General features: G+C 69.3%; 22 protein-coding genes. 6 read left to right on the top strand and 16 right to left on the bottom strand.

The window, feature by feature from the left end; all coding sequences use genetic code 11:
• The first annotated feature begins 38 nt into the window (after positions 1–38).
• Positions 39–1307, top strand: a complete 1269-nt coding sequence (locus IT293_12135) for a pyridoxal phosphate-dependent aminotransferase (protein ID MCC6765401.1) — start codon at positions 39–41, stop codon at positions 1305–1307.
• A gap of 63 nt (positions 1308–1370) precedes the next feature.
• Here the strand turns inward: IT293_12135 and IT293_12130 are convergent, their stop codons facing one another.
• The 8 genes from IT293_12130 to IT293_12095 all read right to left on the bottom strand — a co-directional run bounded on the left by IT293_12130 (position 1371) and on the right by IT293_12095 (position 6935).
• Positions 1371–1838 carry a hypothetical protein gene (locus tag IT293_12130; GenBank protein ID MCC6765400.1) on the bottom strand — a complete coding sequence of 156 codons (468 nt, stop codon included), beginning with the start codon at positions 1836–1838 and terminating at the stop codon, positions 1371–1373.
• Positions 1839–1914: 76 nt separating this feature from the next.
• Positions 1915–2187 (bottom strand): hypothetical protein, encoded by a 273-nt coding sequence (locus IT293_12125; protein MCC6765399.1) that lies wholly within the window; start codon positions 2185–2187, stop codon positions 1915–1917.
• Positions 2184–2768 (bottom strand): cytochrome c oxidase subunit 3, encoded by a 585-nt coding sequence (locus tag IT293_12120; protein MCC6765398.1) that lies wholly within the window; start codon positions 2766–2768, stop codon positions 2184–2186. The genes IT293_12125 and IT293_12120 overlap by 4 nt, the downstream gene beginning before the upstream one ends.
• A gap of 8 nt (positions 2769–2776) precedes the next feature.
• Positions 2777–3124, bottom strand: coding sequence for a cytochrome C oxidase subunit IV family protein (locus IT293_12115; GenBank protein ID MCC6765397.1), 348 nt, complete (start codon positions 3122–3124; stop codon positions 2777–2779).
• A gap of 13 nt (positions 3125–3137) precedes the next feature.
• A complete protein-coding gene (locus IT293_12110) occupies positions 3138–3737 on the bottom strand; it encodes a cytochrome c oxidase subunit 3 (protein MCC6765396.1) in 600 nt (199 codons plus the stop codon).
• Positions 3738–3753: 16 nt separating this feature from the next.
• On the bottom strand, positions 3754–5451 hold the full coding sequence (locus IT293_12105) for a cbb3-type cytochrome c oxidase subunit I (protein ID MCC6765395.1): 1698 nt from the start codon (positions 5449–5451) through the stop codon (positions 3754–3756).
• Positions 5448–6143, bottom strand: a complete 696-nt coding sequence (locus tag IT293_12100; GenBank protein ID MCC6765394.1) for a cytochrome c oxidase subunit II — start codon at positions 6141–6143, stop codon at positions 5448–5450. Before IT293_12100 ends, IT293_12105 begins: the two co-directional genes overlap by 4 nt.
• Before the next feature lie 126 nt (positions 6144–6269).
• Entirely contained in the window at positions 6270–6935 is a 666-nt protein-coding gene (locus IT293_12095) for a cytochrome c (GenBank protein ID MCC6765393.1), read from the bottom strand.
• 184 nt (positions 6936–7119) lie between these two features.
• Here IT293_12095 and IT293_12090 point away from each other — a divergent pair, with 184 nt between their 5' ends.
• The gene (locus IT293_12090; protein MCC6765392.1) at positions 7120–9039 is read left to right on the top strand and encodes an alpha/beta fold hydrolase; all 1920 of its coding nucleotides are present in this window, start codon (positions 7120–7122) and stop codon (positions 9037–9039) included.
• An 85-nt stretch (positions 9040–9124) separates the two neighbouring features.
• Positions 9125–9541, top strand: coding sequence for a GreA/GreB family elongation factor (locus tag IT293_12085; GenBank protein ID MCC6765391.1), 417 nt, complete (start codon positions 9125–9127; stop codon positions 9539–9541).
• A 96-nt stretch (positions 9542–9637) separates the two neighbouring features.
• Here IT293_12085 and IT293_12080 read toward each other — a convergent pair whose 3' ends face one another.
• From IT293_12080 to IT293_12065, 4 genes are all read right to left on the bottom strand, one after another.
• Positions 9638–10075 carry a CBS domain-containing protein gene (locus IT293_12080; protein MCC6765390.1) on the bottom strand — a complete coding sequence of 146 codons (438 nt, stop codon included), beginning with the start codon at positions 10073–10075 and terminating at the stop codon, positions 9638–9640.
• A gap of 152 nt (positions 10076–10227) precedes the next feature.
• Positions 10228–11772 (bottom strand): methylcrotonoyl-CoA carboxylase, encoded by a 1545-nt coding sequence (locus tag IT293_12075; GenBank protein MCC6765389.1) that lies wholly within the window; start codon positions 11770–11772, stop codon positions 10228–10230.
• Positions 11773–11874: 102 nt separating this feature from the next.
• Complete coding sequence (locus IT293_12070) at positions 11875–12612, bottom strand: dienelactone hydrolase family protein (GenBank protein MCC6765388.1); 738 nt, start codon at positions 12610–12612, stop codon at positions 11875–11877.
• A 149-nt stretch (positions 12613–12761) separates the two neighbouring features.
• Positions 12762–14540, bottom strand: a complete 1779-nt coding sequence (locus tag IT293_12065) for an acyl-CoA dehydrogenase family protein (GenBank protein ID MCC6765387.1) — start codon at positions 14538–14540, stop codon at positions 12762–12764.
• A 242-nt stretch (positions 14541–14782) separates the two neighbouring features.
• On the opposite strand from IT293_12065, the gene IT293_12060 reads away from it, so the two are divergent.
• Complete coding sequence (locus IT293_12060) at positions 14783–15934, top strand: ATP-binding protein (GenBank protein MCC6765386.1); 1152 nt, start codon at positions 14783–14785, stop codon at positions 15932–15934.
• Between the two features lie 181 nt (positions 15935–16115).
• Here IT293_12060 and IT293_12055 read toward each other — a convergent pair whose 3' ends face one another.
• The 3 genes from IT293_12055 to IT293_12045 form a co-directional block, all read right to left on the bottom strand.
• A complete protein-coding gene (locus IT293_12055; protein ID MCC6765385.1) occupies positions 16116–17099 on the bottom strand; it encodes a patatin-like phospholipase family protein in 984 nt (327 codons plus the stop codon).
• Between the two features lie 13 nt (positions 17100–17112).
• A complete protein-coding gene (locus tag IT293_12050; GenBank protein MCC6765384.1) occupies positions 17113–17937 on the bottom strand; it encodes an acyltransferase family protein in 825 nt (274 codons plus the stop codon).
• A 210-nt stretch (positions 17938–18147) separates the two neighbouring features.
• Complete coding sequence (locus tag IT293_12045) at positions 18148–19077, bottom strand: SDR family oxidoreductase (protein ID MCC6765383.1); 930 nt, start codon at positions 19075–19077, stop codon at positions 18148–18150.
• Between the two features lie 100 nt (positions 19078–19177).
• Between IT293_12045 and IT293_12040 the strand changes: the two genes are divergently transcribed.
• Positions 19178–20029, top strand: coding sequence for an HDOD domain-containing protein (locus IT293_12040; protein MCC6765382.1), 852 nt, complete (start codon positions 19178–19180; stop codon positions 20027–20029).
• A gap of 2 nt (positions 20030–20031) precedes the next feature.
• Positions 20032–21468 (top strand): HAMP domain-containing histidine kinase, encoded by a 1437-nt coding sequence (locus tag IT293_12035; GenBank protein ID MCC6765381.1) that lies wholly within the window; start codon positions 20032–20034, stop codon positions 21466–21468.
• Between the two features lie 138 nt (positions 21469–21606).
• On the opposite strand, the gene IT293_12030 is transcribed toward IT293_12035, so the two are convergent.
• The gene (locus IT293_12030; GenBank protein MCC6765380.1) at positions 21607–22083 is read right to left on the bottom strand and encodes a DUF4143 domain-containing protein; all 477 of its coding nucleotides are present in this window, start codon (positions 22081–22083) and stop codon (positions 21607–21609) included.
• Between the last annotated feature and the right edge of the window lie 156 nt (positions 22084–22239).

Below are 22239 nucleotides of genomic sequence, written 5' to 3'. Positions count from 1 at the left end.
CCCTGTCGCGTCGGCGGCGGATGGCATAGGGTGGCCGCATGCCGAAGCTCGTCGTGTCGCAGCACCCGCAGCCGTCCGTCCCGCGTCGCTTGCTGCAGAAGTCCGCCAAGCTCGCCAACGTCTGCTACGACATCCGGGGGCCCGTCCTCGCGCGCGCCAAGCAGATGGAGGACGAAGGGCACCGCATCATCAAGCTCAACATCGGCAATCCACAGCCCTTCGGCTTCGACGCGCCCGAGGAGCTGGTGCAGGACGTCATCTACAACCTCCCGAACGCCGCCGGCTACTGCGACTCGAAAGGCCTCTTCGCCGCGCGCAAGGCGGTGATGCACTACTCGCAGCAGAAGCACGTCGCCGGCGTCGGCATCGAGGACATCTACATCGGGAACGGCGTCTCGGAGCTGATCGGCATCAGCATGCAGGCGCTCCTGAACAACGGCGACGAGGTGCTCGTCCCGGCCCCGGACTACCCGCTCTGGACCGCGTCGGTGAGCCTCGCCGGCGGCACCGCGCGGCACTACCTCTGCGACGAGGGGGCGGGCTGGCTCCCCGACCTCGACGACATCCGGGCCAAGATCACGCCGAGCACGCGCGCCATCGTCGTCATCAACCCCAACAACCCGACCGGCGCCCTCTATCCCGACGACCTCCTGCGCGAGCTCGTCGAGATCGCGCGCCAGCACCATCTCGTCATCCTCGCCGACGAGATCTACGACAAGGTGCTGTACGACGGCGCCACCCACACCTCGGTCGCCTCGCTCGCCGAGGACGTCCTCACGCTCACCTTCAACGGACTCTCGAAGAACTACCGCGCCTGCGGCTACCGCGCCGGCTGGATGATCATCTCCGGCGACAAGTCGCACGCCCAGGACTACATCGACGGCCTGAACATCCTGTCGTCGATGCGGCTCTGCGCGAACGTGCCCTCGCAGTACGCCATCCAGACCGCGCTCGGCGGCTACCAGAGCATCGGCGACCTGGTGCTGCCGACCGGGCGGCTCGGCAAGCAGCGCGACCTCGCGCACGACCTCGTCACCAGCATTCCCGGCGTCAGCTGCATGAAGCCGAAGGCCGCGCTCTATCTGTTTCCGAAGCTCGACCTCCGGCGCTACCCGATCGACGATGACCAGGCCTTCATCCTCGAGCTCCTCGAGGAACAGAAGGTGCTGGTGGTGCAGGGCTCCGGCTTCAACTGGCCGAAGCCCGACCACTTCCGCATCGTGTTCCTGCCGAGCGTCGACGACTTGACCGAGGCGATCGGGCGCATCGCGAAGTTCCTCGACCACTACCGCCGCCGCCACGGCTGAGCGCGGCGGCGCGTTCCGATCGCGGCGGCCCGCCCATCGGCGGCACCGGCGCCGGCACGCGGGCTATTTGTTCTTGGTGAGGAAGCCGTGCACGCGCGTGCCGTTCGTACTGATGCTGCCGCCCGCGCCGACGGTCATGCAGAGTCTCTTTCCGGCCGGGATCACGAGCGGCGGCAGTGCCGTCGTGGCGCCGCAGGTTCCCGACGGGTTCGACTGCGTGACGACGTCGCTCCAGATCGTCTCCGTGTCGACGCGGAGCACGATGCTGCAGAGGCCGCCGATCGTCGGCACCCCGGTCACGACCCAGGTGACGGAGTCGAGCACCAGCACCTGCTTGTCGGGGATGGCGAACGCCGACGTGGTGCCGTCCCCGTGCACACGCGTATCGAGCGCAAAGCTCCCCAGGGCCAAGCATGGATCGCCGAGCTTGAGGATCCGGACCTCACTCGGCTTGGCGGGCGCGAGGACGCCAGCCTCGCTCGAAACCGTCACGGCAAAGACTGCGGCGACTGCCAACCACCAACGAGTCATGGACCTTCCTCCTGTACGATCGTACCTTGCGGGGGCGAGCCTGCGCCGGCGCCGCGCGTGGGGTCAATGACGAAGGTCAGCCGGGAAGGCCGGCGTCCTTCCGCGAGAGGCGCGGAGCCCGTCGGGCATGGCCGTCGAGCTCGCGCCAGAACCAGAACGCGAGGCCGGCGAACAGCGCGAGCGGCAGCGCGGAGAGCGCGACCGCCGTAGCGAGGAAGCTCGCGCGGGTACGCTCGTCGGCTGCGAAGCAGACGGGGCAGGCGGCCGCCGTCGCGGCCCAGGCGAGCACGGCGGGCACGGAGCCGGCCGCGGCCGTCGAGGCCCGACGAACGATGCGGGCGGCGCTCATGCCAGGTACACCACGGCGTAGAGCACCGGCCAGACGCCGACCACGAAGTACCAGAAGATCCGGACGGCCGCGAAAGCGTCGGCGGAGAGCGTGCCCCCGGCGAGCCGGCTGCGGGCGTGCAGCAGGGCGGCGATCGCCGCGACCGCGTGCGCCGCGTGCATGCCGACGATCAGGTAGAAGAACGAGCCGTACTGGCTCGAGCGCATCGTGAGCCCGTAGGCGAGGAGGCGGGCCCACTCGACGCCCTGGACGGCGACGAAGAGCGCGCCGAGCACGGCGGCGAGCGTCAGCCGGCCGAGCGCCCGATGACGTCCGAACGGCTGCGCCGCGGCGCGGCCGGCCGCCGCGAGCACGGCGCCGCTCGCGAGCAGCACGAGCGTGTTCAGGGCGGTCGCGGCGACCGGAAGGCGCGGTTGGCCGGGCGGCGGCCAGCCGAGGGCGTGACTGCGCGCGATCACGAAGGCGCTCACCAACCCCGCGAAGAACATCACCTCGGTGCCGACGAAGATCAGCATCCCGGCCATCGCCGTCCGGAGGCGCGGCGCGGCCGTCGCGGCGGTCATGGTCGCGGTCGGGGTCATCGCGCGCCTCAGGGGTGCGCCGGCGGCGCCGGCGGCTCGATGGGAAGGTGGAACCAGTTCTGGCCCGCCGGCAGCATCACGTCGGGCGCGATGCCGGCGAACATCACCAGCATGAAGCCCAGCATGATCAGCAGCACGTACCAGATGTACTTCTCCTCGATGTTGAGGTGCATGAAGTACGCGGCGACCATCGTCGCCTTCACGATCGCGATGCCGAACGCCGTGACCAGCGTCACGATCGGGATCCCGAGCATCGGCCCGAGCAGGCTGACGCCGAGGAGCGCCAGCAGCGCGAAGTAGATGCGGACGTAGGACGGGTGTCCGGAGGTCGTCGCGGCGTGGTCGTGGCTGCTCATGGCGGGGCGATCCTCACTTGGCGATGTAGAAGAGGGGGAAGAGGAAGATCCAGACCGCGTCGACGAAGTGCCAGTAGATCCCGATCAGCTCGACGCGGTGGAGGTTCCGGCCGCGGCGCGCGTCGGCCGCGACGATCGCCATGATGATCATGCCGGCGATCACGTGGAGGCCGTGGAGGCCGCAGGCGACGTAGTAGTAGGACCAGAAGACGTCGCGGAAGATCGTGAATCCGTGCGCGATCTCGTGCGACCACTCGAAGCCCTTCACCACGAGGAACACGAGGCCGCCGAGGATCGTGCCGCCGAGGAAGCGCGCGGCGCGCCGTCCGTCGCGCGCCTCGGCGGCCTGGTGCGCGAGCACGGCGGCGAGGCTCGAGGTGAGGAGCACGAAGGTGTTGAACGCGCCGGCGATCGTGTTCGTGTGCGCCGCCTCCTCGGCCCAGTGCGGGTGGTGCAGGCGCAGCATCACGTAGCTGCCGATCAGGCCCCCGAAGATGACGATCTCCGAGGCGAGCACCCACCACACCGCGAGGCGGGCGGTCGGGATGCCGGTGGTGCTCCGGCGGGTGGCGAGCGGGACGTGGGCGGTGTGGACGTCGGCGGCGTCGCTCATGCGCAGCGGGCTCCTCTCAGCTCGCGACGTGCTGCGGCCAGTAGTCGAGCTCGCGGTCGGGAACGCCGTACTCGTAGGGCCCGCGATAGACCGTCGGCATGGCCGCGAAATTGCCGTGCGGGGGCGGGGAGGGCGCCGACCACTCGAGCGTGTTGGCGTTCCAGGGGTTGGCGCCGACCTTCTCGCCGCGCCGCATGCTCCAGAAGAAGTTCACGAGGAACACTGCCTGGAACACGAACATCACGATCAGCGCCAGGGTCGCGAGCACCGCGAGCTGGTTCAGCCACGGCGTCGAGAGCTGCGGGAAGTTCTCGTACGAGTAGATGCGGCGGTGCTGTCCCGCGGCGCCCGTCAGGAACAGCGGGATGAAGATCAGATTGAAGGGGATGATGGTGCCCCAGAAATGCAGCTTCCCGAGCGTCTCGTTCATGCGCCGCCCGAACATTTTCGGGAACCAGTAGGTGACGGCGGCGAACGTCGCGATGATCCCGATCGGGAAGAACGTGTAGTGGAAGTGCGCCACGACGAAGTACGTGTCGTGGAGGTAGATGTCGGTCGCGTTGGCGCCGAGGAAGATCCCGGTCACGCCGCCGATCAGGAACTCGGCGATGAAGGCGAGCGCCCACAGCATCGGCGTCGCGAGCTCGATCGAGCCGCCGTAGAGCGTTGCGATGAAGGCGAACAGCATCTCCGCGATCGGGATCGAGATGAGCAGCGTGGTGATCGTGAAGAGGTGCGCCATGCGCGGGTCGATGCCCGCGACGAACTGGTGGTGCGCCCATACGAAGAAGCTGATGATGCCGGTCGCGATCGAGGTGCCGAGGATGGTCTTGTAGGCGAAGAGCTTCTTGCGGGCGAAGACCGTGATGATCTCGGCGACGATGCCGGTCGCCGGCAGCAGCACGACGTACACCTCGGGGTGCCCGAAGAACCAGAAGAGATGCTGCCAGAGGAGCGGATCGCCGCCCGCCGTCGGATCGTAGAACCGCGTGCCCACCGTCTGGTCGAGCAGCAGCATCACGGCGCCCGCGACCAGCGGGCCGACCGAGGCCATGAAGACGAGGCTCGCGATCACGATCATCCACACGACGATCGGGATGCGCATCGCGGTCATCCCCGGCGCGCGCGCGTTCATCACGGTCACCGTGAAATTGATGCCGCCGAGCAGGAACGCGACGAACTCGAGCGCCACCGCGAGCAGCCAGAGCGGCGCGCCCCATGGCGTGTGGTTGTACTGCGCGCTCGCCGAGAGCGGCGGATACGCGGTCCACGCGCCGCCGAACCCGCCGCCCGGCACGACCAGCGAGATCAGGATGATCACTGCGCTCACGAAGAAGATCTGGTAGGAGAGCCGGTTCAGACGCGGGAACACCATGTCGTCGCAGCCGATCATGAGCGGGATCAGGAAGTTCCCGAAGCCGGCGATCAGCACCGGCATCGCGACCCAGAAGATCATGATCGAGCCGTGGTTGGTGACGAGCGCGTTGTACTCGCGGGCGGTGACGAGCCCGTAGAGCGGCACTACCTGGTCCGGGAACGCGAGCTGCATGCGGAACACGTAGGCCATGAAGCCGCCGAGCAGCGCCATGGCCATCCCGGTGAAGAGGTACTGGAGGCCGATCACCTTGTGGTCGGTCGAGAAGACGTAGCGGCTCCAGACGCTCTCGAGGGCGTGGACGGCCGTGACCTCGTGCGCTGTGGCTGGCATGCTCATGAACGGCTCCCGGATGTCGCGGCGGCGACGGTCGTGCGGTCGCCGAGCCAGGCCGCGTGCGCTTCCGGGGACTCGATGTGCAGCACCGCCGGCATGAGAGCGTGGCCGAGGCCGCACATCTCGGCGCAGGCGATGTCGAAGGTGCCGGTCTTGGTCGGCCGGAACCAGCCGGTGATGACGCGCCCGGGCACCGCGTCCTGTTTCAAGCGGAAGACCGGGATCGAGAAGCTGTGCACGACGTCCAGCGACGAAAGCTCGAAGGCGTACGTCGTGTCGTTGCGGACGTGCAGCTCGTTCACGGTGACGACGTCGTCCGGCGTATCGAGCCGGCGGTCCGGACCCGGATGCACGAAGGTCCAGGCCCACTGCTGCGCGATCACGCGGATCGTCTCGTCGGGCGTGGGGATGACCTGCTTCACGTCGCGCCAGACGGCGATCGCGCCCGCGATCAAGACGACGTCGCACGCGATCACGACGTAGTGCGGCCACGAGATCCAGCGTTTCTCGTCCTTGCTCTCGCCGGCGATGTACTGGCTCCGGACGCCGGGGCGGCGCCGGAACTTGACGATGAAGCCGAAGAGGATGCCCTGCGCCACGAGGAACCAGAAGCCGACCGTCCAGAAGATGAGGGTGAAGAGCCAGTCGATTTCGTCGGCCGAGGTGGAAGCGGCGGGGATCAGCCATTCGAGCATGGGCGCTCCTCGCCGCTCAGCGGGTCAGGATCCAGGCGGCCAGCGCGTAGAGGCCGCATGCGATCATCGTGATCCAGAATCCCCGAAGGACCTTCGACGCGAAGTAGGCGTCGTCGTTCACCGGGCTCACTTGGCGTTCCCCGCGGGCGCGAGCGTGCGGACGTAGGCGACGACGTCGAGCATCGCTTGCTCGTCGACGAGCGTGCTCGCCATGGCCCGCATCTGGGCGCCGGTGGCATCGTCCTTGTGCGCGCCGCGCGCGCCGCTCTTGAACTTGCCGAGCTGGGCGAGGAGGTACCAATCGGCCTGACCCGCGAGCTGCGGTCCCTTGAGGGCCTCGTTGCCGCGGCCGTCGGGACCGTGGCACGCGCTGCAGGGCGCGAAGAGCCCCTGACCGCGGGCCGCGTCGCCGGTGACGGTCGCGGGGTGCGGCGTCGGCGGCAGGCTCGCGACGTAGGCGGCGACGCCCGCGACGTCCTCGTCGGTGCGGAGCGCGCTCGCCATCGGCCGCATCTGGAGGCCCGTGTCGTCGCCGGGCGTGTAGCCGCGCTGGCCGGCGCGGAACTTCTTGAGCTGCGCTTCGACGTACCAGGGAGGCAGGCCGGCGATGGCGGGCGCGCCGCGCGACGGATCTCCGGCTCCCTGGTCGCCGTGACAGGCCGCGCAGAGCCGATAGTGCGCGGCGCCGCGGCTGAGATCTCCGGCGGCGGCGGGTGTCGCGTCGCCGCCGGCGACGGCGAGGACGACCGCGCACGCCGCGGCGGTGGGCACACCGAAGCGGAGGGGCGACATGGGTTGCGGGCAACAAGCAAACGCCATGCCTTTTCGCAGGGTTTGAACTGATAAGGATTTCCCTACGGTCGCTCCCAGTTCAAAGAATTTCGCTCCTGGTGTTTCGCAAGGATGGGAACGGGGGCGAACGTCGGCGTCGCCGGCTTGCCGGCGACGCATGGGTCGGGCATTTACCTGATGAGGAATGGCGCGCATCGGCCTCGTTCTCGGCGCAGGTGGCGCCACCGGTCACGCCTTCCATGTCGGGGTCCTGACCGCGCTCGAAGAAGCGACGGGCTGGGATCCCCGGACGGCCGACGTGATCGTCGGCACGTTAGCCGGAGCGATCATCGCGGCCCTGCTGCGCGGCGGCCTGTCGCCGCGCGACCTCGCGGCGCGGGCGCTCGGCGAGACGCTCTCCGGGGACGGCCAGAAGATCGCGGCGATGCTCGGCCGTCCGGTTCCGCCGCCGGCGAGCGAGCCGTGGACCTGGTCGGCGCTGTTCGATGCGGCCGACGCCGCGTATCTGAAGCGCGCGCTCCGGCGGCCATGGGAGGCGCGGATCGGCGCTCTCGTCGCGGCGGCGCTCCCGAACGGCCGGATCGCGACCGATCATCTGGTCGGCGGTATCGCGCGGCTCTTCGGTGACCGCTGGCCGCTCGGGAGGCTCTGGATCAACGCGGTCCGGCTGGGCGACGGCGAGCGTGTGACGTTCGGACGCGCCGGCTCACCCCCGGCGACGATCGCGCAGGCGGTCGCGGCCTCGTGCGCCATCCCCGGCTACTACCGTCCGGTCGAGATCGACGGCCTGCGCTACGTCGACGGGGGCGTCTGCTCGCCGACGAACCTCGATCTTCTCGCCGACGAGGGTCTCGACCTCGTGCTCGTGAGCTCCCCGATGTCGGCGGGGTTCGACGTGCTGCGTCCGACCGCCGACGGCCCGCTGCGCGCGTTCTGCCACCTGGTGCTGCGGCGCGAAATGGGCCGCGTCCGGGCGAGCGGCACATCGGTCGTTCCGCTCGAGCCCGGCCGGATCGAGCGCGAGCTCATGGGCGCGAACGCGCTCGCCGCCGAGCGCCGCCATGGCATCATCCGCGGCGTCCGCGCCTCGTTCCACGAGCGCTTCACCGACCCGAAGCGCCAGCGTCGCCTCGAGCTCCTGCGGGTGGGGGAGACGGGGCCGCAGATCCTGCGAACGGCGGAGCCGACGTCGCGCGTCGTCGAGCTCGGGGTGCCGGTGCACTACGTCGACTACGGCGGCGATGGTCCGCCGATGGTGCTCGTGCACGGCCTCGGCGGCGCGCACGTGAACTGGATGTCGGTCGGCGCCGGGCTCGCCCGCCGTGCGCGCGTGGTCGCGATCGACCTTCCGGGTTTCGGCCGCACTCCGACCGAGGGCGACTCGGCCTCGGTCCATGCCAATCGCGCCCTCCTCACGCGCTTCGTCGACCGCGTGATGGGGGATTCGTCGATCCTGGTCGGCAACTCGATGGGCGGCCTCATCTCGCTCATGACCGCCGCCGAGACGCCCGGTGCGGTGTCGGGCCTCGTGCTCGTGAACCCCGCCCTTCCGGCGGCGCCCGGCGGCTTCTTCGACCTCGGCGTGGCGGCGATCTTCGCGGGGTATTGTCTTCCCGGCATCGGCGAGCTCCTGATGAGCGGCCGGAAGCTGCTGCTCGGCTCCGAGGGCTCGGTCCGGCAGATGCTCGACTTCTGCTGCGTCGACGCGGGTCGCGTCGATCCCGATGTCGTCGCCGCGACGATCGCGCTCTCGCGGGAACGGATCAAGACCGCCGGCGGGAACGCCGCGTTCCTTTCCGCCGCGCGCTCGATCGTGCTCACGGTGCTCCGCCGCGGCACCTTCGAGCGCATGATCGACAGCATCAAAGCGCCGGCCCTCCTCGTGCACGGCACGCACGACCGGCTCGTGCCCGTCGCGGCCGCCCGCGCGCTCGCGGCGCGTCGCGACGATTGGACCCTCGAGATCCTCGAGAACGTCGGCCACGTGCCGCAGCTCGAGGATCCTCAGGGATTCATCGCGGTCGTCGAGCGGTGGATCCAACGCGTCGGCGAGGCGATCCGCGGCACCGCCCGCGCCGCCGACGCCGCGCGCAGCGCCTCGTGACCGACCGCGCGTGATCGACAAGAGCAGGCTCATCGAGCAGCTGACCGATCGGCTGCGGGAGACCGCGCGGACGGCGCGCGCGGCGATGACGGCGGCTGCCACCGAGGCGCGCGAAGGGGCGACGCCCGCCGAGCGCCGCGAGGATTCCCGGGTCATGCAGGAGAACGCCGGTCTCGCCCGCGGTTACCGCGCGCGCCTCGAGCGCGCGACGGGCGAGCTCGACGTCCTCGAGCGCTTCCGTCCGCCGCGCTTCTCCGCGAAGGCCTCCGTCGCGCTCGGCGCCATCGTCGAAGTCGAGGACGGCGCCGAGGGCCGGACGCTCTTCCTCGCCCCCGTCGGCGCCGGCCTCGAGCTCACCGGCCCCGGCGGCGACGGCTACCTCTCGGTGATCACCCCCACGTCCCCCATCGGCCGCGCCCTGATCGGCCGCCGCCTGAACGACACCATAGAAGTCACCGTCAACGACGAGATCACTGATTGGACGATCGTTCACATCGAGTGAATCGGGGGTGGGGAGTATTGAGAGGAAGGGCGGAGCAACGCGACCGCCCCACCGCGCGCCCGAGGCACTCCCCGCCGGTTTTGAGCGACCGGCGCGTCAGCCACCGCTCGCGATGTACATTTCGAGCTGCTCGATCCGAAACGCCTGCTCGTCGAGCAGCGCCTTCACGACGTCGCCGATCGACAGCACGCCGAGCAGGTGATCGTCGGCGATCACGGGAAGGTGGCGGAAGCGCTTGTCGGTCATGAGCGCCATGCACTCCTCGATCGTCTGCTCCGGATGCACGCAGACGACCGACGTGGTCATGATCTCGCGGACCGGCGTATCCTTCGACGCCTTGCCCTTGAGGACCACCTGGCGTGCGTAGTCGCGCTCGGAGAGGATGCCGACGAGACGGAGACCGTCGAGCACGATGACGGCGCCGATGTTGTTCTCGGCGAGCGTCTGCAGCGCCTCGAAAACCGTGCTCTCCGGGCTCACCGCGATGACGCCGGAGCCCTTGCGTCGCAGCACGTCGTATACCGTGGTGGCCATCGTTCCCTCCTTACTGGATGCGGGGGACGCGGTGCCCCGCTCTCGTTCGAGGACCGTCGCTCACCCCTACACCACCGGCGATTCGCCGCAAACGAAAAAGCGCCCCCGTCCGGGGCCTATGTCACTTGCGCCACGGACCCCCCCGGGAGGGGTCACATCCGGAAGACGCCGAACGTCGTCTCCTCGATGGGCCCCGAGAGGGACGCCGCGAGCGCCAGTGCGAGCGCGTCCCGGGTCTCCGCGGGGTCGAGGATGCCGTCGTCCCAAAGGCGGGCCGTCGAGTAGTAGGCGCTGCCTTCCTCGTCGTACTTGGCGAGGATCGGCGCCTGGAACTTCTTCTGCTCGTCCGCGCTCATCGTCTGCTTCTTCGCGGCGAGCTGCTGGAGCTTCACCGTCAGCAGCGTCGACGCCGCCTGCTCGCCGCCCATCACCGAGATGCGGCTCCGCGGCCACATGAAGAGGAAGCGCGGCGAGTAGGCGCGGCCGCACATGCCGTAGTTGCCCGCGCCATAGGAGTTGCCGACGACGACCGTCAGCTTCGGGACGCGGGCGTTCGCGACGGCGTTCACCATCTTCGCGCCGTCCTTCGCGATCCCGCCGTGCTCGTACTTCTTGCCGACCATGAAGCCCGTGATGTTCTGGAGGAAGAGGAGCGGCACGCGGCGCGCGCAGCAGAGCTCGACGAAGTGCGCGGCCTTGAGCGCCGACTCCGAAAAGAGGGCGCCGTTGTTGCCGACGATGCCAACCGGGTAGCCGTGCAGGTGCGCGAAGCCGGTGACGACCGTCGGGGCGTAGCGCGCCTTGAACTCGTGGAAGCGGCTGCCGTCGACGAGGCGCGCGATCAGCTCGCGGACGTCGTACTGCTTGCGCGGGTCCTTCGGCACGATGCCGTAGATCTCCGCGGGGTCGTAGGCGGGGTCCTCGGGCGTCTCCCGCGTCACCGGCGGCGGCGGCGCCGTCGGCAGTGTCGTGAAGAGGTCGCGTGCGATCGCGAGCGCGTGGCGGTCGTCGCGCGCCAGGTGGTCGGAGACGCCCGAGATGCGCGTGTGGACGTCGCCGCCGCCGAGGTCCTCGGCGCTGACCTCCTCGCCGGTGGCGGCTTTCACGAGCGGCGGGCCGCCGAGAAAGATCGTGCCCTGGTGCTCGACGATCACGACCTCGTCGCTCATCGCCGGGACGTAGGCGCCTCCCGCCGTGCACGAGCCCATGACGACCGCGACCTGCGGGATGCCCGCCGCCGACATGCGCGCCTGGTTGTAGAAGATGCGGCCGAAGTGCTCGCGGTCCGGGAAGACCTCCGCCTGGAGCGGCAGGAACGCGCCGCCGGAGTCGACGAGGTAGACGCAGGGCAGGCGGTTCTCGAGCGCCACCTCCTGCGCCCGGAGGTGCTTCTTCACGGTGATCGGGTAGTAGGTGCCGCCCTTCACCGTGGCGTCGTTGGCGACGATCACGGCCGGCCGGCCGTGGATCGTGCCGACGCCCGTGATCATGCTCGCGCCGGGCGCGCCGCCGTCGTACAGGCCGTGCGCCGCGAGCGGCGAGAGCTCGAGGAACGCCGTCCCCGGATCGAGGAGACCGTCGACGCGGTCGCGCGCCGTGAGCTTGCCGCGTTCGGTGTGGCGCGTGCGCGCCTCGGGCCCGCCGCCTTCGCGCGCCTTCGCGAGATGCCGCTTGAGCTCGCCGACCGCCGTCCGCATCGCGGCGGCGTTCTCCTGGAACTCCGGGGTGCTCGTGCGGATGCGGCTTTCGATGCGCGGCGTGCTCACGGTCGCGAGGCCCTTCTGCGCACAGGCTCCTGACTAGGGGAGCGCCGAACGGAAGAGGGCGGTCACCCGCGCCCAGGCGTCGTCGGCCGAGGTGGCGTCGTAGTCGGCGCGCTCGTCGCAGAAGAAGCCGTGACCGACCTGCGGGTAGACGACGACCTCATGGCGGACGTTCGCCGCGGCCAGGGCCTCCTTGATCGCCGTGACCTGCTCCTTCGGAATGTAGCCGTCGTTCTCGCCGAAGAGGCAGAGGACGCGACCCTTGATCTTCGCGGTGCGGGCGATGGTCGGCGGGCCGTCGTTGCCGGGGCTGCCGCCCGCGATGCCGCCGCCGTAGAAGCTCACCGCCGCGGCGATCGGCTGCTCGCACGCCGAGAGGTAGGCGAGGTGGCCGCCGAAGCAGAAGCCCATCGCGCCCGCGCCGCGGCCGCCGGCTTCCGGACGGTTCTTCAGATAGGCGAGCGCGCCCGACACGTCGGCCATGGCCTCGGTGGTGGTCACCTTGTTCATGAGCTCGATGCCGCGGGTGAGCCCGTCCGCGTCGTACTTGAGCTCGATGCCGGGCGCGGTGCGGTGGAAGACATCCGGCGCGAGCGCCACGTAGCCTTCGGCGGCGACGCGGTCCGTCACGCCGCGGATGTGATGGTTCACCCCGAAGATCTCCATGAAGACGAGGACGGCGGGATAGGCGCCGGGCGCCGTCGGCCGGGCCAGGTAGGCGGGCATCGCAAGGGAGCCGACGGGGACGTTGACGCGTTCGTGGACGACCTGCATCGAGCGGACCTCCTCCGTGAGGTGAGCTGCCGCGCGACTCGCTAACACACGGGTCTTGGAAACGCGAGACATTCTACGCGCCTGTCGCGCTCGAGCGCGGGCAGGTCGCGGCCTGATTCTCCGCTCGGGCGAACGCCGCGCCGGTCGCGTCAGGCGAGGACGCCGCCGGCCGCGACGACCTGCTCGGCGATGCGCGCGCGGGCGTCGAGCAGGCCCCTCGGCACGAACGCGGTAAAGCGCGCGATGGCGGCCAGGTGGCCGTCGAGCGCCGGGCCGTCGGTGTCGTTGGCGAACAGGGTGCGGGCGTTCGATGCGAGCCGCTCGCTGGCGTCGGCGACGTAGACCGCGACCATGTCCTGCTCGAGCTTCGCCTTGTCCTCGCCCCGGCGGCGGATGAGCTTCTGCGTCCGGACGACCGCGCTTTCCATCGCGTAGAGGTCGATGATCATGTCGGCGAAGCGCTCGAGGTGCATCTGCTTGCGGCCGATCTCGGCGGGCTCGCGTTGCACGAGGAGCTTCGTCGTGTAGGCGACGAGGCGCTTCGCCTGGTTCACGGCGTGCACCTCGTGGAAGAGCGTGTGGTCGACCGGCGGATGGTGGCCGTTGCCGCTCGCGAGGTCGGCCTCGACCTCCCGCATGAACTCGAGCATCGGCAGGCCCTGCGTCATCACCCGCTTCATCATGGTGGCGGGGATGAGGAGCCGGTTGATCTCGTTCGTGCCCTCGAAGATGCGGTTGATGCGCGAGTCGCGGTAGTGGCGCTCGAGCGGGTAGTCGGCGACGAAGCCGTAGCCGCCGAGCATCTGCAGCGACTCGTCGACGACGAAGTCGAGCGTCTCGGTGCCGAATACCTTCACGATCGATTGCTCGATCGTATACTCCTCGATCGCCTTGATCACCTGACGATCGTAGTCGTCGGCCTTCGGGTCGATCGCGTCGATGCGACGGTCGATCAAGCCGGCGGTGCGATAACTCGCGGCGTCGGCGACGTAGATGCGGACCGCCATGTCGGCGATCTTGCGTTGCACGGCCCCGAACTCGACGAGCGGCGTCTGGAACTGCCTCCGGTCGCTCGCGTACTTGACCGCGTACTCGAGGCACTCGCGCGCCCCGCCGAGCGCCGCCGCGCCGAGCTTCAGGCGCCCGACGTTCAGGATGTTGAACGCGATGCGGTGCCCGAGGCCTTCCTCGCCGAGCAGGTTCGCGGCGGGCACGACGACGTCCTCGAGGATCAGCTGGCAGGTGGACGATCCCTTGATGCCGAGCTTGTGCTCCTCGGCGCCGGTCGAGACGCCGGGGTACGCGCGCTCCACGAGGAACGCGCTGAACTTCTCGCCGTCGATCTTCGCGAAGACCGTGAAAAGGTCGGCGAAGCCGCCGTTGGTGATGAACTGCTTCACGCCCGTGAGCGCGAAGTCGCCGTTCGGAAGGCGCATCGCCTTGGTCTTGGCGCCGAGCGCGTCGCTTCCCGATCCCGGCTCGGTGAGCGCGTAGGCGGCGATCAGCTCGCCCGACATGAGGCGCGGGAGATAGCGTTCCTTCTGTTCGGCGGTGCCGTAGAAGAGGAGGGGCAGGGTGCCGATGCCGGTGTGCGCGCCCCAGGAGACCGCGAACGACGCGAGCTTGAAGGCGCGCTCGCCGATCAGCGTCGACGCCGCCTTGCTGACGCCGAGCCCGCCGTGCTGCGCGGGGATGTCCAACATGAGGAGGCCGCGCTCGCCCGCCTTCTCGAGGAGCGCGCGCATGACGCCGGGGGTCTGCGCCTCGATCGCGTCGACGCGCGGCAGCACCTCGCGCCGGACGAACTCCTCGGCGACCCGCGCGACCTCGGCGTCTTCCGGACCGAGGTCCTCGTAGGTGAAGCAGTCACGGACGGTGGTGCCGGTCAGGAAGGAGCCGCCGGAGGCCAGGGGTTCGCCGAACGTCATGAAGGGACGAACCAGCAAGCGATGTGCCACGTTGCACAGCGCGTCGAAGATTCATGTCGCTGGAATATCACGAGGACATCATTTCGGGGCCGGGCGGTACGGTCGTGCGCTCGTGCAAGGACCGGAACGGAGCGAGCAGGACCGTCCGTCCGCCGAGATTGCATGTCGTGGCATGCGCGGCGGCGCCCTGACCAAGGCAACGCTGTTTGTCATGTCGGCAGAATTCGGCGTAATCTGCCAGCATGGCTATCAAGGTCAGGCGCATCTTCGTCGCACCCAGGGGCTCCTATTTTCTCTTTGGGCCCCGCGGGAGCGGTAAGAGCACGTGGCTTCGCCATCTGCATCCCGATGCACACTGGGTGGATCTTCTCGATGAGGGCCGGTACCAGCGCTACCTCGTCGATCCAGGGCTCTTTTCCGCCGAGCTCGAGGCCCTTCCGCGCGGGGCGTGTGTCGTCGTCGACGAGGTGCAGCGCCTGCCTGCGCTGCTGAACGTCGTCCACCAGAAGATCGAGACGCGACGCCTGCGCTTCGTGTTGTCCGGATCGAGCGCCCGGAAGCTCCGCCGCTCGGGTGTGAACCTCCTTGCCGGCCGTGCGGTACGCCGTGCGCTCCATCCCTTCGTGCCCGAGGAGGTCGGCGCGTCGTTCTCGCTCGCGAGCACGCTCGAATGGGGCGCGCTGCCGATCGTCTGGGGAGCCGAGGACCGCCGCGACGCGCTCGACGCCTATGTCCAGATGTATCTGAAGGAAGAGATCCAAGCGGAGGCGGCGACCAGGAACCTCCCGGGATTCGCCCGCTTTCTTCCGATCGCCGCGCTCTTCCACGGCCAGCTGCTCAACGTCTCGGCCCTTGCACGGGATGCCGGGGTCGCGCGCACCACCGTCCAGGGGTACCTGCAGATTCTCGAGGACACGCTGTTCACGTTCGCGATTCCGGCCTACGAGGCTCGCCTGCGCGTGCGCGAGCGCCGGCATCCGAAGCTCTACTGGGTCGATCCGGGCCTGGTTCGCGCCGTCAGCGGCGACCGCGGTCCGCCGGATGCGGATTCGACGGGACGATTGTTCGAAGGCTGGATCGCGCAGCTCCTGCGTGCCTATCGTGACTATCGCGGCCTCTGCGACGAACTCGCCTACTGGGCGCCCACCGAAAGCCGCGACACCGAGGTCGACTTCTTGCTGCGCCGCGGTCGCGAGCTCGTGGCGATCGAGGTGAAGGCAGCGCGGCGCTGGAAGTCGGATTTCGCGAAAGGGCTCCGCGCCATCGGCGAGCTCCCGGGCGTCACCCGTCGCGTGGTGGTCTATCTCGGTGTCGAGCGGCTGCGTCCCGAGAAAGGACTCGAGGTGCTGCCCTTGGCTGCCTTCCTCGCGGATCTGGAGCGCGGGCTGGGGTGACGGGCCGTCCGATGATGCACTGGCGCGCGAACCGCCTCAGCGTCTCGACCGCGATCGCTCTCTTTCCTCTATCGGCTCTCTTCAGCGCGCAGCGGAGTCATCGTGTGCCTCCATCGGGATCGATCTCGAGCGGGAACTTCGAGCTGTTCGCTTGTGGGTCGGGGTGAGAAAGGCGCTCCCGTCAGTTCTTGAGGGCGGACTCGGTCGGGCGGATCGCGACGACCTTGCCGCTCGTCTGGGCGGCGGCGGGCTCGGCATCGACGGCGGCCCGCGATCTCTCGGCCGCGACCTTCGCCGCGTGCTGTTGCTCCATGCGCTTGCGGGCCGCCATCACGCGCTTCGCGTCGCGGTAGCCGGCGTCCATCAGCTCCCGGTTCTTTCTGGGGTAGGCGTTGAAGACGTGCAGCGGGCCGAAGCCGCTGTACTGCTCGCCGGGCTCGATCACGGTGACCGGCACGTCGTGCAGCCGGCCGTTCTCCATGCGCGCGTACAGGTAGCCCATGTTGCCGATCGTCCGCCACATGACGTCGGTGAAGCGCTGCACGAAGTCGGCGATGCCGCGGAAGCGTCCCTGGTAGGGAAGCTGGCTCGCGATCGGCGCCAGCAGGTAGATCTCGGTCGCGCCGAGCCCGAGCGCGTGCTCGAGCGGGATGTTCCAGGCGAAGCCGCCGTCGACGAACCAGTCGCTCCGGAACTTGATGGGCGGGAAGAGGAAGGGGATCGCGTAGCCGGCGCGCGACAGCGTGCGGAGGTCGCGCCAGCTCTCGCAGTCGCGCTTCGAGTAGACCTCGCCGCGGCCGCGCGAGAGGTTCAACAGGACGAACTCGAGCTCGATCCGGCTCTCGAAGATCTTCGGGAAATCGATGTGCTCCTCGATCGCGCTCTGCAGGCGATCCATCGAGAAGAGCGAGTAGCCGAAGAGCGGGTTGTGCTTCAGGCTCGGCGAGAAGATGCGCGGGAGCGAGTAGAAGCCGTTCCAGGCCTCTTCGAGCTGCGGCACGCCTCCCGAGACGTAACAGCAGGCGTTGATGACGCCGATCGAGCTGCCGACGATCGCGTCGGGCTTGATGCCCTGCTCCTCGAGGAGCCGGATCGCGCCGACGTGGTGGGCGCCGAGGGCCGCGCCGCCGCCGAGGATGAAGACCCGCTTCTGCTTGCGCGCCATCGCCTTCCCTCCGCTACCAGAACCAGCTCGATCGCCGGCGCAGCCCCGCCTGGATCATGTCGTGGATCCGGTCCTTCACGACCTCGACCTTCTTGCCGATGACCTCGTCCTCGTCGTTGGCGTTGCCGCGGAACTCCATCGGCTTCCCGAAGTGGATGTGGTAGCGCACCGGCAGCGGGAAGTAGTTCAGGAGGACCGGGAAGGCCGGCATGCCGAGCAGGTCGGCGAGCGGCTTCACGTTCGCGATCGAGATCGCCTGCTCCTCCGAGCCCACGACCGCGACCGGCACGATCGGCGTCTGCGTCTCGAGCGCGAGCCGCATGAAGCCGTAGCCGAACTCCTGGAGCTGGTAGCGCTCGGCGAAGGTCTTGTTCATGCCGCGCACGCCCTCGGGAAACGCGATCACCGCCTCGCCGTGCTCGAGGATGTCGCGCGCGTTCTTGGGCGTTCCGACGACGCCGCCGACGCGAGCCATGAAGACGTTGAAGAAAGGGAGCGTCGGGAGCCAGTACTCGCCCATGCCGCGGAGCGGCCGCGGCGGGTCGGCTTCCAGCACCGTCGCGACGCCGATCATGCCGGCGTCGAGCGCGATCTGTCCGGCGTGGTTCGGGATGACGAGCATGCGGCCCTTCGGCAGGTGCTCGAGGCCGCTCGTCTGGACGCGGAAGTAGTAGCGATAGATGAGCGCGAACAGCAGCAGTGTGCGGCGTGCGACGTCGGGATTGAAGCCCCACGGGTCGTAGCCGTAGCTGTTCACGCGGATCGGCGAGCGGCGCAGCCGGTCGCCGATCTCGTGGTTCAGCTCGCGGATCAGCGACGGCGAGAAGCTTTCCAGCATGCCGCCGACGAGGTCGGACAGCGCGCCGAGAGACTCGGCCATGTCGATCGCGTCGGAGCTCGGAGAGTCGTCCACCGGAAGATCCAGGTCTCTTCCCGGGGCATCATGCATCAAGATGCCTCCGGTGCCGACTACCGCTCTCGGCCGGGCGCGGCGGCGGGTCGGGCGCTCGGACGGCGACTTCGGCGAGGGCGACTTGGCCATCGGCGCTCAGTGCCTCACGCTGCTGAAGATCTCTTCGAGGGTGAAGAGCGGTTGGAATTGCGTCGCTTCGCGGAAGCGGCGGCCGTCGATCGTGCAAGGATACTTCACGAAGTCGAGGGCGCCGGGCGGCAGGTGGTAGAGGCCGAGGCGGAAGAGCCCGTCGATCGTGGTGCGCGCGACCGACTCGGGCAGCGGCACCGCCGTCCCGCCGGTTTCGCGGATCGCCACCTTGAGCGGCACGGCGCCGGGCCCGGTCACGTTGAAGATGCCGCGGAGCCCGAGCTCGATGGCGCGGCCGATCGCCTCCGCGAGATCCTCCTCGTGGATGAACTGGACCATCGGGTTGAAGCCCATGATGGTCGGCACGTAGCGCAGCTTGAGGTAGCCGCCGATCGCGCTGTGCACGTAGTAGCCGAGCGTCGGCACCGGCCGCAGGATGGCGGTCGCGATCTCGGGGTACTTCCAGAGGAACGTGCTGCAGAGCGTGTCGACCTCCGCGAGGTCTCGGATGTCGGGATAGTGCCGGCTGACGTTCAGCGCCGTGTCCTCGTCCATGTAGTACGGGCTCTCGGGGAGGGCCCCGTAGACGTAGGAGCTCGAGAGCACGACGAGCTTCTTCACCCCGTAGGTCGCGCAGCATTCGAGCAGGCGCTTGGTGCCGGCGACGTTGATCTCGTGGCGCACCATCGGATCGGCGCGGAAGTGACGGACGAAGGCGAGGTGGACCACGGCCGTGGGGTGCTCGCGCCGGAAGATGTCCTCGAACTTCTTCTTCCGGAGGTCCATCGTGTGGACCGTGATGGAGTCCGGATGTCCCTCCCACGGGGCCCGATCCACGCCGCTCACGGCGAACTGGTCGGCGAGGCGCTTGGCGACCAGGCGTCCCTGGCCCCCGGAGATCCCGGTGATGAGCAGCCGCTCCACGGCTGCGCTCATACGCGACCGCCTCCGGGTCCGCAACGTCGCGGAATGGCGGACGTCTCCTTCGGCTCAAGTTCTCGGGCGGCGCATCCGATAGCACCGCGGGGAGGCGCGCATGGCCACGAAGGAGGCGCACGATCTGGCGCGACTGCGCGCGGAGATCGTCAACTCGAAGGATGTGCCGACGATCCCGGTGCTGCTGCTCCGCATCTTGCGTGTCGTCGACGGCGAGCGCGCCTCCGCCAAAGATCTCGTCGACCTGATGCAGCGCGACCAGGCGCTCGCAGGTCGCGTCCTGCGCCTCGCCAACAGCGGCTTCTTCGGCTGCGCGCGCGAGGTGAGCTCGCTCTCGCGGGCGGTGATGCTGCTCGGCTTCTCGACGGTCAAGAATCTGGCGCTCGGCATCAAGATCTGGGAGACGATGGCGTCGCGCGGGGGCCCGAGCATTACGGCGCTGTGGGAGCACTCGGCGCTGGTCGGCGCGGCAGCGCGCGCGATCGCGCAGCGCACGAGGGCGGCCGACCCCGAGGGGGTATTCACCGCGGGACTCCTGCACGACCTCGGCAAGGTCGTGCTCCGCATCCATTTCACGACGGTCTACGACGCGGTGGCCGCCGTCGGCGGCGACACGCCGCTCGTCGTCCGCGAGCGCGACGCTTTCGGGGTCGACCACGCGCGGGCGGGCGCGTGGCTCGGCGCCTCGTGGCAGCTCCCCGAGATGATCGTCGACGCGTGTCGCGACCATCACGACGAACTCGCCCCCGCCACGCCGCTCGGCGCGTCCGTCGTGGTGAACCTCGCCAATCGGCTGGTCCATTGGACCGACATGGAGCAGGGCGTGCTCGCGCCCGAGGCCGAGGCGGTCTTGGGGGGCCTCGGCGGACTCTCGTTCGGAACCTGCGTCGAGATCGCGGCGCAGCTTCAGGGGCAGAAGGACGACCTTCGCGTGTTCTACGGAGCGGATTGACCATGAGCCAAGTCTTTCGCGAGGCCGTCGGCGAGGCCCAAGAACAGTACGACACGCTGCTCACGCACCTCTCGTTGATTCGCGACCTCACGCGGCTCGGGCACCAGGCATCGTCGTTCGAGGAGCTCGCGACCGAGCTCGCCCGGACGCTCGTCCTCGGGCTCGGGCACGAGCGCGTCGTCGTGACGAGCTGCCGCGCTTCAGAGGCGTCGAGCGTCGTCGGGAGCTTCAGCCAGAGCGAGCGCTTCGGCGGCGCGGCGGAGCCGCTCCCGGCGGCGGTGCAGGCGCTCGCGGCCGACGTGGTGCGGGCCCGCGCCCTCGTGCGCTGGGGTGGTGACGGCGTCGGAGAGCGGCGCCAGCTCCCGGGCGAGCTCCGCGGCTCGGTCGTCGGGTTCCCGCTCGCGATCGGCGGCGAGTGCGTGGGTGCCGTTCTCTGCCTGCAGCTCGTGCCGATCTGCTGGGACCTGGTGAGCCAGCGCGCGCTCGAGCTCGTGGGCGACATCATCACGCAGGTCGTGACGCTCGCCCACATGCGGCTCTCGATGGGCGCGATCCACGCGGGCCTCGAGGCCGAGCTCGGGACGACGCGGCATCGGGTCGAGCGGCAGGAGGAGACCCTGCGCGCCCAGTCCGAGCGCATCGGCGATCTCGCGGGTTCGCTCATCCGCTCGAGCCGCGCCAAGAACACGTTCCTCGCGCTCATGTCCCACGAGCTCCGGACCCCGCTCGCGGTGATCCTCGGCTTCGGGTCGCTGCTGCGCGAGGAGGCCGCCGGGCCCATCAATCAGCGGCAGGGCGAGTACCTCGACCGCATCACCTCGAACGGCCGCCATCTCCATCAGCTCGTCGAGGACATGCTCTTCTTCGTCGATGCCGAGACCGCGCGCATCACGCCGTCGCCCGCCGCGGTCGACCTCGCCGCCGTCCTGCGCGACGTCGCCGAGGCGATACCGCGCCACGGCGCGCCGGACGCGCCCGCGCTCTGCGTCGACATCGCCCCCGACGCCGCGACCGTGCGGACCGACGCGGCGCTCCTGCGGCGGGTGCTCTTCCACGTCGTCGGCAACGCCTTCAAGTTCACCGAGCGCGGCGAGATCCGGGTCGAGGCGGCGCGCGCGCCCGGCGGGCGCGGCTGGCGCATCCGCGTCGCCGACACCGGCATCGGCATCGCCCCGGCCCAGCTCGGGCGGATCTTCGAGCTCTTCCGCCAGGGCGACGACAGCCATGCGCGGCGCCACGAGGGGCTCGGCCTCGGTCTGAGCCTCGTGCGCGCCTGCCTCGCGCTGCTCCACGGCGACTGCCGCGTGACGCCCGGTGTGAGCGGCGGGACCGTGGTCGAGCTCGTGATCCCGGATCTGTCGGCGCCGGCGCGAGCCGATGGCGCGGAAAACGTTGCGACGGCGGACGCCAGGCCAGCGACCATGGCCCTCGCCCGATAGCCCCCATCCGCGAGTTCGAGGACTTCCGACACGAGTGCGACGAGTATCTGCGAGCGGTCGTCCGTGCCGGATCGTAACCGCATCCTCGTGAAGTTGTCGGATCTCGACGGTTGCCTCGGGACCGGTGCGAAACGCGGGTCAGAGTAGCTGCGACAGCAGCGTTCGAGCCGGCACGACGCACGGATCGCGTCGTGTGAAGCAGTCGGCGTCGACGAACGGCTCCTCGAGGACGGCCTGGAACGCGTGGCGCGCGCCGGTCTGCCGCTGGAAGTGCGCGAGGCTCGGGCTTAGGCTCGTGTCGGCGTGCTTCACCTCGACGAGAAACCAGGGCTTCCGATCGCGGATGACGACGAAGTCGACCTCGCGCTTCTCCTTGTCGCGGAGATAGCGGAGCTCGTACGTGCCGAGCCCGAGGTCGCTCCAGCCCTGGACGGCCTTCAGGAGATGGCATGCCACGAAAGTCTCGGCGCGCTGCCCCGGATCCGCGATGCCCGACCAGTCGGTCGCATACCACTTGGGCTCTTTGCGGAGCGACTTCGCCACGTTCTTGAACCACGGGCGCACGAGGAACCCGTGATGCAGCGCGGTCAGCGTGTCGACCCACCGTCGCAGCATCGTAAATCGGTCCAGACTATTTTATTATTTTACTGGAGAGTGCCGGGTTCTCGGGTGTGATCAGCGGCGCTTGATCGGCTTCGCTGCTTCGGTGCGTTGCGCGAGTTGGAGGTCGGAGCGTTCGGTGGCGAGGTCGATCCAGCGATCGACGAGGCG

The organism is Deltaproteobacteria bacterium (assembly GCA_020848745.1).
Classification (GTDB): Bacteria; Desulfobacterota; Binatia; order UTPRO1; family UTPRO1; genus UTPRO1.
This window is presented reverse-complemented; position numbering and strand designations above follow the sequence as displayed.

Bases quoted from the DNA above. Each gene is read 5' to 3' on its own strand.
- IT293_12135 (MCC6765401.1), top strand. From the start codon at position 39: ATGCCGAAGCTCGTCGTGTCGCAGCACCCGCAGCCGTCCGTCCCGCGT.
- IT293_12130 (MCC6765400.1), bottom strand. From the start codon at position 1,838: ATGACTCGTTGGTGGTTGGCAGTCGCCGCAGTCTTTGCCGTGACGGTT.
- IT293_12125 (MCC6765399.1), bottom strand. From the start codon at position 2,187: ATGAGCGCCGCCCGCATCGTTCGTCGGGCCTCGACGGCCGCGGCCGGC.
- IT293_12120 (MCC6765398.1), bottom strand. From the start codon at position 2,768: ATGACCCCGACCGCGACCATGACCGCCGCGACGGCCGCGCCGCGCCTC.
- IT293_12115 (MCC6765397.1), bottom strand. From the start codon at position 3,124: ATGAGCAGCCACGACCACGCCGCGACGACCTCCGGACACCCGTCCTAC.
- IT293_12110 (MCC6765396.1), bottom strand. From the start codon at position 3,737: ATGAGCGACGCCGCCGACGTCCACACCGCCCACGTCCCGCTCGCCACC.
- IT293_12105 (MCC6765395.1), bottom strand. From the start codon at position 5,451: ATGAGCATGCCAGCCACAGCGCACGAGGTCACGGCCGTCCACGCCCTC.
- IT293_12100 (MCC6765394.1), bottom strand. From the start codon at position 6,143: ATGCTCGAATGGCTGATCCCCGCCGCTTCCACCTCGGCCGACGAAATC.
- IT293_12095 (MCC6765393.1), bottom strand. From the start codon at position 6,935: ATGTCGCCCCTCCGCTTCGGTGTGCCCACCGCCGCGGCGTGCGCGGTC.
- IT293_12090 (MCC6765392.1), top strand. From the start codon at position 7,120: ATGGCGCGCATCGGCCTCGTTCTCGGCGCAGGTGGCGCCACCGGTCAC.
- IT293_12085 (MCC6765391.1), top strand. From the start codon at position 9,125: ATGACGGCGGCTGCCACCGAGGCGCGCGAAGGGGCGACGCCCGCCGAG.
- IT293_12080 (MCC6765390.1), bottom strand. From the start codon at position 10,075: ATGGCCACCACGGTATACGACGTGCTGCGACGCAAGGGCTCCGGCGTC.
- IT293_12075 (MCC6765389.1), bottom strand. From the start codon at position 11,772: ATGCGGACGGCGGTCGGCGAGCTCAAGCGGCATCTCGCGAAGGCGCGC.
- IT293_12070 (MCC6765388.1), bottom strand. From the start codon at position 12,612: ATGCAGGTCGTCCACGAACGCGTCAACGTCCCCGTCGGCTCCCTTGCG.
- IT293_12065 (MCC6765387.1), bottom strand. From the start codon at position 14,540: ATGACGTTCGGCGAACCCCTGGCCTCCGGCGGCTCCTTCCTGACCGGC.
- IT293_12060 (MCC6765386.1), top strand. From the start codon at position 14,783: ATGGCTATCAAGGTCAGGCGCATCTTCGTCGCACCCAGGGGCTCCTAT.
- IT293_12055 (MCC6765385.1), bottom strand. From the start codon at position 17,099: ATGGCGCGCAAGCAGAAGCGGGTCTTCATCCTCGGCGGCGGCGCGGCC.
- IT293_12050 (MCC6765384.1), bottom strand. From the start codon at position 17,937: ATGCTGGAAAGCTTCTCGCCGTCGCTGATCCGCGAGCTGAACCACGAG.
- IT293_12045 (MCC6765383.1), bottom strand. From the start codon at position 19,077: ATGAGCGCAGCCGTGGAGCGGCTGCTCATCACCGGGATCTCCGGGGGC.
- IT293_12040 (MCC6765382.1), top strand. From the start codon at position 19,178: ATGGCCACGAAGGAGGCGCACGATCTGGCGCGACTGCGCGCGGAGATC.
- IT293_12035 (MCC6765381.1), top strand. From the start codon at position 20,032: ATGAGCCAAGTCTTTCGCGAGGCCGTCGGCGAGGCCCAAGAACAGTAC.
- IT293_12030 (MCC6765380.1), bottom strand. From the start codon at position 22,083: ATGCTGCGACGGTGGGTCGACACGCTGACCGCGCTGCATCACGGGTTC.